This window comes from Mesorhizobium sp. M7A.F.Ca.US.006.04.2.1, from assembly GCF_004022915.1.
GTDB classification, from domain to species: Bacteria; Pseudomonadota; Alphaproteobacteria; order Rhizobiales; family Rhizobiaceae; genus Mesorhizobium; species Mesorhizobium ciceri.
Window position 1 is genome coordinate 1 of sequence record NZ_RZQA01000178.1, and the last position, 8,769, is coordinate 8,769.

Sequence of the window (8,769 nt, forward strand, 5' to 3'; positions counted from 1 at the left end):
GTGCAGGGGTCGCTGAAACAATCGCCATCTGTTGGGCCAGTGCGTGCGCGGGACGTGGTGCTCGCCTCGACTTTCCTCAAGCCGGAAGGCTTGGCGCCTGCTCAGCAGCGGCCGCCGGCGTGCAATGGGGCCGTCTCGTGCACTGTCCGCCGTGCCGTCAGCCTGAACGGCACATCGCCCAGTTCGCGTTCCGACATGGTGTTCAGCACCGGATGCGAAAGCGGATCGGTCAGCCATCTCTGCGTTTCGCCGTCCGGGTGCGGCTCATACGGCGTACTCGCAGCGAAAAAGACCTTCAGCGACGACGACAAGATCCTCAGCATTTCCGGCTCCACAGGTCTGTCTCTTCCGATAAAATCCGCCGTTTCGACATGCCTTTCAATTGAGATTTCAGCCGGATCAGTTTAGAAAAACTCAATGGCCATGCTCAACCGCGTCCACCTCAACGGCCTGCGCGCCGTCGAAACCGTTGCCCGTCTCGGATCGCTGGCGGCGGCCGCCGGTGAGCTCAACGTTTCCGTCAGCGCCGTCAGCCAGCAGATAAGCCGTACCGAAAAACAGCTCGGCCAGGCGCTGTTCGAGCGAACGGCGAGCGGTCTGGTGCTGACCGAATTCGGCGCCGTCTTCGCGGCCCGCCTTGGTGCTGGATTTCGTGAGCTTTCCCAGGCCGTGGCGCTGGCCGACGAGGCTACGCAATGCACATTGGTGGTTTCGGTGGCGCCGGCCTTTGCCTCGAAGTGGCTGTTGCCCAGACTATCTCGCCACTTCGACCGACATCCCAACGTGCTGCTGCGCATCGACGCTTCGGTGCGGCTGGCCAATCTCGATCACTCAGACATCGACATCGCCATCCGGCTTGGCGACGGCAAATGGCCGGGCGGGCGCACGGAACTGCTCTTGGCGCAGGAAGTCTTCCCGGTCTGCGCGCCGGCGATTGCCCAAAAACTGAAGTCGGTCGAGGACCTTGCCCAGACCTGCGCGATCACCGACGAGCGAGCAATGATCAACTGGGAAAGCTGGTTCGAGACGGCCGGTGTCCCACCTGTCAGCTTCCTCAAGGGTGCGCGTTTCACCGACCCGATGCTGTGCCTGGAATCGGCGATTGCCGGCCATGGCGTGATGCTGGGCTGGCAATTGCTCGCCGCGGATGCGCTGGCCGACGGGCGGCTGGTGGCGCCTTTCGGTATCCGCGCCCAGAGCGGGCTCGGCTATTGGCTGGTGACCTCGTCCGTCAAGGCGGAAAGCCGCAAGGTCCGGGATTTCAAGGTCTGGATCAGGGAAGAGATCGAAGCAACCATGGCGCGGTTCGGGTCCGCAAACCCAAAACCCGCCGGCGCGATCGCGGTGGAAAGCGCCGCGCCGCCGCTCTATGGTAGGCCGGACATCAAACTACGACAGGCAGGATCATGACCACACATTCGCGCGGCGTTTCCGCATCGATCGACCCGGTGAAGCTCGACAGGCTGGCGGAAGTCGCCATCAAGGTCGGGCTGCAATTGCAGCCAGGCCAGGATCTGGTGCTAACGTCATCGATCGCGGCACTGCCGCTAACCAGGCGGATCGTCGAGCATGCCTACAAGGCCGGCGCCGGCCTGGTGACGCCGATCTTCAACGATGACGAGATGACGCTGGCGCGCTACCGCTTCGGCGCCGATGCCGGTTTCGACCGCGCCGCCGGCTGGCTCTATGAAGGCATGGCGAAGGCCTTCTCCAACAATGCGGCCAGGCTTGCGGTGCGCGGCGAGGATCCGTCGCTGCTCTCCGCACAGGATCCGGCGAAAGTGGCGCGCGCCAACAAGGCCAATTCGATGGCTTATCAGCCGGCGCTGGAAAAGATCACCGGCTTCGACATCAACTGGAACATCGTCGCCTATCCGGACCTCGCCTGGGCCAAACAGGTCTTCCCCGGCGATGCCGACGATGTTGCGGTCGTGAAACTCGCCGATGCCATCTTCGCCGCGTCGCGGGTCGATGTGGAGGATCCGATCGGCAACTGGAGGGCGCACAACGCGGCGCTGCGCAGCCGCACCGAATGGCTCAACGGCCATAATTTCCATGCGCTGCACTTCACCGGACCGGGCACCGACCTGACGGTTGGGCTTGCGGACGGCCATGAATGGATGGGCGGCGCCTCGACCGCCAAGAACGGCATCACCTGCAACCCCAACATCCCGACCGAGGAGGTCTTCACCACGCCGCATGCGAGGCGGGTCGAAGGCCATGTCTCCTCGACCAAGCCGCTGTCCTACCAAGGCACGCTGATCGACGACATTTCGGTGCGTTTCGAAGAAGGCAGGATCGTCGAGGCCAAGGCTTCGAAGGGCGAGGATGTGCTGAAAAAGGTGCTCGATACAGATGAGGGCGCGCGCCGCCTCGGCGAAGTGGCGCTGGTGCCGCATTCCTCGCCGATCTCGGCCAGCGGCCTGTTGTTCTTCAACACGCTGTTCGACGAGAACGCCGCCTGCCACATCGCGCTCGGCCAATGCTATTCGAAGTGCTTCGTCGACGGCGCCTCGCTCAGCCAGGACGAGATCGCGGCGCGCGGCGGCAACAAGAGCTTCATCCACATCGACTGGATGATCGGCTCGGACAAGATCGACATCGATGGCGTCCACAAGGACGGCGCCCGCGTGCCTGTCATGCGCAAGGGCGAGTGGGCCTGAGGGTTGCAGCCGAGAGGTGTGATGGCCTTCAACATCGCGGTCAAGCGTATCTACGAGCCGCCCGCTGCCGATGACGGGCAGCGGGTTCTGGTCGACCGCATCTGGCCGCGCGGCGTCAGCAAGCAAGACGCCGCGCTGACGCTGTGGTTGAAGGACATCGCGCCGAGCGACGAGCTGCGAAAGTGGTTCGGACACGAGGCGGCGCGCTGGGCGGAATTTCAGGAGCGGTATCGCGCTGAGCTGGATGGGAATGGCGCGGCGGTGACGCAGTTGCGAGGCCTGCTGGGTAACGGCAAGGTGACGCTGCTCTACGGCGCGCATGACGAGGCGCACAACAATGCGGTGGCGCTGGCGGGGTATTTGCGCGGACGCTGAGATTTTATGGCGGTCGGCGGGACAGCGCCCCCCCTCTGGCCTGCCGGCCATCTCCCCCTCAGGTGGGGAGATCCGCTGTCATCATCTTCTTCGCAAATCCCGAACGTGACAGGAATGGCGGAGCGGCGAAGCTGCCAATCTCCCCACTTGAGGGGGAGATGTCCGGCAGGACAGAGGGGGGCGCCACGGAACACCGTGGAACGAGAGGCAGCTCTACTTCCCCACCGCCGCCTCATAGACATCAGCCTTGAACCCGACCATAACCCGGTCGCCTACCTCCAGCACCGGCCGCTTGATCATGGTCGGCTTGGCCAGCATCAGCGCCTTGGCGCTCTTCTCGTCGAGACCCTGCTTTTCCTTGTCCGGCAGCTCGCGGAACGTCGTGCTCGCCTTGTTGAGCAGCTTTTCCCAGCCGACCTTGCCCGCCCAACCATCCAGCCGCTTCGCGTCCAGTCCCTCGGCCCTGAAATCGTGAAACCGGTAGGCTACGTCATGGCCTTCCAGCCAGACGCGCGCCTTCCTGACCGTGTCGCAAGTGGTGATGCCGTACATGGTGATCGTCAAAAGCGTGCTTCCTTGGCTGACTGTCGAATCCGTTCCACAGACTAAACCACCCTTTCCGCTTTGCCAGAGCCGTTGCCATATCTCCGTTCCACATGACGGCCAGGACAATGTCCCGGCCGTCTAATTTCCTGGTCCTGCAGCGACGTGAGGCGGAACCCGGGGCCGGCCCTAGTAATAGAAGCGCTCTTCGGTGATCTTGCCGTTTTTGACCGTGTAGAGGCCGACTTCATCCATGGTGACACGCTCGCCGGTAGCCTTGGGCGTTATGTCGAACTTGAAGCGCACCGCGAACTGGTCGCCATTGACATAGGGGCCTTCGACAGAGCCGCCATGGACTTCATTGTTCTCCTGCCACCACTGGCCCTTCTGCCTGAGAGCCTCCTTGCCACGGGAGATGGCCATCGGCCCCTCCATGGCTTCGTAGCTCACGATATCGTCGGAATTGTACTTCTCGGCGGCAGCTTCGTTGTCGCCCTGCTTGAGCAGCTCGGTAAAATCCTTGGCAATTTCCGCGATGGTCATTTGTGTTCCTCCTGTTCAGACGCATTTAGGTAGGGAACAGCCTGCTGGCCTGCCATCGTCGGACCGCGCCGTAGCTGACAAGCCATGTCAGGATGATGATATCGCGCGGACCGCGCTCCATCCGGTTGCGGACACAAGCCAATTCCGCAATTCTAGGTGAATGTGCAACCTCTACAATATTACCACGACGCAAGAGGCGGTCCGCCAATGGACACGCACAATGCGCGATATCAGCGGCAACCTTGAGCCTTCGCTTGACGTCTATCCCAATCAGCCCGCCCCAGTCGTTCGCAACACGGCGGACGGAGAGCGTGAATTGGCGAAACTGCTTTGGGGTTTGCCCACGCCGCCTGAACGCATGAAAGGCAAGGCGGACTACGGCACCACTAACGTGCGCAACCCACAATATTCGCACTGGCAACACTTTGTCGGCGTCGAGCACAGATGCGTCGTGCCGGTGACCAGCTTTGCCGAACCCAGCCCTACTCCGAACGACAAAGACCCGGACACAGGCATCCAGCGCAATTATTGGTTTGCGCGTGACGAGAGCCGGCCGCTGTTCTTCTTCGCTGGTTTCTGGACCCGTTGGCAAGGCGTGAGAAAGGTCAAGGATGGTCCTGGCGACTTCGAGCTATTTGCCTTCATGACAACCAAGCCTAACGCCGTCATCGCACCGATCCATGAGAAGGCTATGCCGGTGATCCTGACCACGCCGGAAGAGGCCCAGGCCTGGCTTACAGCGTCGTGGGCAGAAGCGAGACATTTGCAGCAGACAGCGCCGGACGATGCATTGGTGATTGTTGAGAAGCCCGCCACGCAGATCAAGTTTCCGCGGCAGGTGCCAACTCAAGGGTCTCTGTTCTAGGCCGCAGGATCGACTAACCAGCCGCTTTCTTAATCGTCGTCTCGCCAGATCACCCGGCGAACCATGCGGATTTCGACAAGTCGCCTGACCCGAATTTTCAAGCGTTCAGCAGCGCTCGGCAAAATAATACTGGCGTCAAGCTCGCGAAGCTTGCAGCGCTCGCACCTCATATGCCGCTCGACGTCCCAAAAGGGAATATCCCCTACAAGCTTTGCGAGATCGCCGGGCAGATAGTGCCTAGTGATGTTGCAGTGCGGGCATCGTACACGAATGAGTTGCCCGACTTCGTGCGCGAGGCACAGGGTCTGCACATTTCGGCGCGGTCGGCTGCTCAGTTCCGGCATCGGCCAAATTAGGAATATATTCCCTCCCGAGTCAATTCCTACTTCGTCCACGGTCTTTTTGTTCACAGCCGGCTGGCAGTCCACATAGGCAGACCATCCCGCCGACATCCCCCATAGCGGATGATGCCCTTAACCTCGCGGTTGATCGCCCAATCGGTAGCGCTTGTGGCCACCGATCGACGCAAACGTTTTGCTTCGTTTTTAACGTCGCTAAGACTAACTTGGCAGCACTGGGCAGTTGGCGCCACGGCGCAGGCTGATATGCGCCACGTCGCCGACCTGGAAGCGAAAACCCTCGGCCTGGCGCGGCGCGTCGATGACGACAGGCGCGCCCTGCCCGAGTTCGGCATGCAGGCGCAGCGTGCGGCCGTGAAAGACGACGCTGTTGACGCGCGCCGGTGCGGTGCCGGGCGCGGCCTCGGTCATCGCCAGCAAATCCTCCGGGCGCACGCCGATGGTGCGGGTAGCGCCCTCGGCAGGTGCCTCGCCGGTTTCAGAAATAGCCTCCAGCGGCAGGGTGCCGGCGGTGAAACGCAAGCGATCGCCATCGCGGCCGACAAACCGTGATTGCAGGAGATTCATGGTGCCGATGAAGCTCGCCACAAACTTCGTGGCAGGCCGGTCATAAAGTGTGGCCGGCGGTGCGATCTGCTCGATGCGGCCCTTGTTCATGACGACGATGCGGTCGGAAATCGACAGCGCTTCGGTCTGGTCGTGGGTGACCATGACGAAGGTGGTGCCAAGCCGCGACTGCAGCCGCTTCAGCTCAACCTGCATCTGTTCGCGCAGATGCGCATCGAGCGCCGACAACGGCTCGTCGAGCAGCAGCACGCGCGGCTCGCAGACGATGGCACGCGCGAGCGCGACGCGTTGGCGCTGGCCGCCCGACAGTTCGGAGACGCGGGCGCCAAGCTTGTCGGCGAGACCGACCATGTCGAGCGCTTCGCCGGTGCGCTTAGCCTGTTCGGCTCCAGACAGTTTGCGCAGCGACAGACCGAAGCCGACATTTTCTGCAACATTCATGTGCGGGAACAGCGCGTAGTCCTGGAACACGGTGTTGACCGGCCGGTCGAACGGTCGAAGGGCCGTGATATCGCGACCATCGAGCAACACCTTGCCGCTCGACGGGCTTTCGAAACCGGCGATGACGCGCAGGCTGGTGGTCTTGCCGCAGCCCGACGGCCCGAGCAGCGTGATGAACTCGCCGCTGATAATGTCGAGATCGACAGCGTCGAGCCCAACGATGCCGCCGGGAAAAATCTTCGAGACCGCCTGCAGCCGGACGAGTGGATCAGGCGCCATCGCGAACCTCGGACGGCTTCGTGGTGTTGACCCAGAGAATCTGGCACCGCTCGGCGCCCGGATTGCGGAAGGCATGCAAAAGCGTGCTCTTGAAGGCAAAGCTGTCGCCCGCCTTCAACCCGTATTTCGTCGAATCCACCACCAGTTCGACCTCACCGGCCAGCACGAAGCCGAATTCATGGCCGGCATGCGCATAGGCCTCGGCCGTGCCGCCGCCAGCTTCCACCGTCACCAGCATGCCGGTCAGCGTCGCGCCCGGCGGTGACAGCAGCGCCTTGGCAATGCCTTCCGATTTCACCGGGATTTGCCGCCGCTTGTCGGCACGCACGCAATAGAGATCGTTGGCCGCATCGTTGCCGTCGGCGATCAGCGCCGACGGCTCGATGTCGAGGGCGGCGGCGAGCGGCCAGATCACCTTGACGCGCAGCGAGGACATGCCGCGCTCGATCTGGCTCAATGCACCGATCGACACGCCGGCCTTTGCCGCAAGATCGGCCAGCGACAAATTGCGCTCCAGCCGCAGCGCCCGCACGCGCCGGCCGACGCGAACGTCGGCATCGTCCTTCGGCTTCCCAGCCGCTTCATCCAGCATGTCCATGCGTTAGTCCTCGTTTGCTTTCCCTTCTCCCCTTGTGGGAGAAGGTGGATCGGCGCGCAGCGCCGAGACGGTTGAGGGGTGTTCCAGCGGAGTGAGACGCTGGTGTTCCCTGGAGCACCCCTCATCCGTCGCCTTCGGCGACACCTTCTCCCACAAGGGGAGAAGGGGGAGCTTTATCCCCCCGCCTTCACCTTCTCAAACATCTTGGCGAGGTCGTCATTCTGTTTCATCGGTCCGGTGAAGATGGTGGTCTTCAGCATCACCTCCGGGTCGGACGGCAGCTGCAATTTCTCCAGCTCCTCCTTCGGCACCGCCGCGAAGGCCGAACTGGTCGAGCTGCCATAGCCGTAGGCCTCGATCAGGTATTTGCCGGAATCCGTCTCCAGCCGGCTGTTGATGAAATCATAGGCGAGGTCGACATTCTTGGCGTCCTTGAGCATCACGAAGCCGCAGGCCCAGGTCAGCATGCCCTCCTTGGGCTTCATGAACTCGACCGGCACGCCCTGCTTCTTGAGCGAGGTGGCCGACGCGTTCCAGGTCATGGCGGCGACCAATTGGCCGCTGGCCAGCGCCTGTTCGACGGAGGTCATGTCGGTGGTGTAGTTGGAGAGCAGCGGGCGCTGCTCGCGCAGCTTCTCGGCCACCTTGTCCATTTGCTCCGGCGTCATGTCGAACGGATTGACGCCGGCGAGCAGCGCCGCCACGACAGGCGTGTCATGCACCGCGTCGATCGTCGCCATGCGACCGGCATACTGCTTGTCCCACAAAAGGTTCCAGCTCGCTTCCGGGTTCTTCACCAGATCGGTGCGGTAGAGGATCGAGGTGTTGCCCCAGTCCCACGGCACCATCCAGACCTTGCCGTCGCCAGCCTGCAGGTCTGGCAGGTTCTTGAACACCGGGAAGATCGAGTCCCAGTTCTTGATGCGCTTGGTGTCGATTGGCTGCAGCAGGCCTTCCTTGTTCCAGCGCGCCACCTTGTCATAGCAGGGATGCGCAATGTCGGGTCGGAAGCCGGCCTTGACCTTGGTGAAGGCGTCATCGTCGTCACCGAAGATCGAGGCCTCGACGCCATCGGGATGCGCGGCAAGGAAGCTCTTGTTGAAGTCGGGCAGTTCATAGCCCGACCAGGTGAAATATTGCAGCTTTTCGCCGGCGAAAGCGACGGTCGACGACAGCGCCAGCGCGAACGCCGTCAATCCAGCGCAAACAGTCTTTGCAGAGATCGATTTCAGGTCGAATGCCATTGCAGTTCTCCTCTCTTGGTTTGTTTTGGTTGTGATGGATCCGCGGGCTTTGGCGCCGTGGCGGATAAGCCGCGATGGCGCAGGATTTCAGCTGCTGCAGCGATGACGAAGGACACCGCCAGGATCGAAGTGCCCAGTGCCATCACCGTCGGCAGCGACCGGGGAAAACGCAGCTGGCTCCAGATGTAGAGCGGCAGCGTCGGCTCGGTGCCGGCCAGGAAGAACACGACGATGAATTCGTCGAAGGAGATCAGGAAGGCCAGCATGAATGCCGAGACGATGGCCGGCAGGC

General features: G+C 62.3%; 10 protein-coding genes and 1 pseudogene. 4 read left to right on the forward strand and 7 right to left on the reverse strand.

From position 1 onward, the window contains the following. Nucleotides 1–101: 101 nt before the first annotated feature. Nucleotides 102–323, reverse strand: a complete 222-nt coding sequence (locus EN925_RS12140; RefSeq protein WP_024502627.1) for a hypothetical protein — start codon at nt 321–323, stop codon at nt 102–104. A gap of 94 nt (nt 324–417) precedes the next feature. On the opposite strand from EN925_RS12140, the gene EN925_RS12145 reads away from it, so the two are divergent. The 3 genes from EN925_RS12145 to EN925_RS12155 are packed head-to-tail and all read left to right on the forward strand — an operon-like array spanning nt 418 to nt 3,038. Beyond that, complete coding sequence (locus EN925_RS12145) at nt 418–1,410, forward strand: LysR substrate-binding domain-containing protein (RefSeq protein ID WP_127369391.1); 993 nt, start codon at nt 418–420, stop codon at nt 1,408–1,410. Then, entirely contained in the window at nt 1,407–2,663 is a 1,257-nt protein-coding gene (locus tag EN925_RS12150; protein WP_127369392.1) for an aminopeptidase, read from the forward strand. The genes EN925_RS12145 and EN925_RS12150 overlap by 4 nt, the downstream gene beginning before the upstream one ends. 21 nt (nt 2,664–2,684) lie before the next feature. After that, on the forward strand, nt 2,685–3,038 hold the full coding sequence (locus EN925_RS12155) for a DUF488 domain-containing protein (RefSeq protein ID WP_127385297.1): 354 nt from the start codon (nt 2,685–2,687) through the stop codon (nt 3,036–3,038). A gap of 213 nt (nt 3,039–3,251) precedes the next feature. On the opposite strand, the gene EN925_RS12165 is transcribed toward EN925_RS12155, so the two are convergent. Continuing rightward, the gene (locus tag EN925_RS12165; protein WP_013532857.1) at nt 3,252–3,602 is read right to left on the reverse strand and encodes an ArsC family reductase; all 351 of its coding nucleotides are present in this window, start codon (nt 3,600–3,602) and stop codon (nt 3,252–3,254) included. Nucleotides 3,603–3,770: 168 nt separating this feature from the next. Then, nucleotides 3,771–4,124, reverse strand: a complete 354-nt coding sequence (locus EN925_RS12170; protein WP_127370058.1) for a nuclear transport factor 2 family protein — start codon at nt 4,122–4,124, stop codon at nt 3,771–3,773. A 160-nt stretch (nt 4,125–4,284) separates the two neighbouring features. Here EN925_RS12170 and EN925_RS12175 point away from each other — a divergent pair, with 160 nt between their 5' ends. Next, nucleotides 4,285–4,989 (forward strand): SOS response-associated peptidase, encoded by a 705-nt coding sequence (locus EN925_RS12175; protein ID WP_127370059.1) that lies wholly within the window; start codon nt 4,285–4,287, stop codon nt 4,987–4,989. Nucleotides 4,990–5,549: 560 nt separating this feature from the next. Here EN925_RS12175 and EN925_RS12185 read toward each other — a convergent pair. The 4 genes and pseudogenes from EN925_RS12185 to EN925_RS12200 all read right to left on the reverse strand — a co-directional run. Next, the gene (locus EN925_RS12185; protein ID WP_127385298.1) at nt 5,550–6,635 is read right to left on the reverse strand and encodes an ABC transporter ATP-binding protein; all 1,086 of its coding nucleotides are present in this window, start codon (nt 6,633–6,635) and stop codon (nt 5,550–5,552) included. After that, nucleotides 6,625–7,233, reverse strand: coding sequence for a cupin domain-containing protein (locus EN925_RS12190; protein ID WP_024502622.1), 609 nt, complete (start codon nt 7,231–7,233; stop codon nt 6,625–6,627). The genes EN925_RS12185 and EN925_RS12190 overlap by 11 nt, the downstream gene beginning before the upstream one ends. 173 nt (nt 7,234–7,406) lie before the next feature. Then, nucleotides 7,407–8,477 carry an ABC transporter substrate-binding protein gene (locus tag EN925_RS12195; protein WP_127370096.1) on the reverse strand — a complete coding sequence of 357 codons (1,071 nt, stop codon included), beginning with the start codon at nt 8,475–8,477 and terminating at the stop codon, nt 7,407–7,409. Next, nucleotides 8,462–8,769: pseudogene (locus tag EN925_RS12200) on the reverse strand (ABC transporter permease); the annotation flags it as partial. The gene EN925_RS12195 and the pseudogene EN925_RS12200, both read right to left, overlap by 16 nt.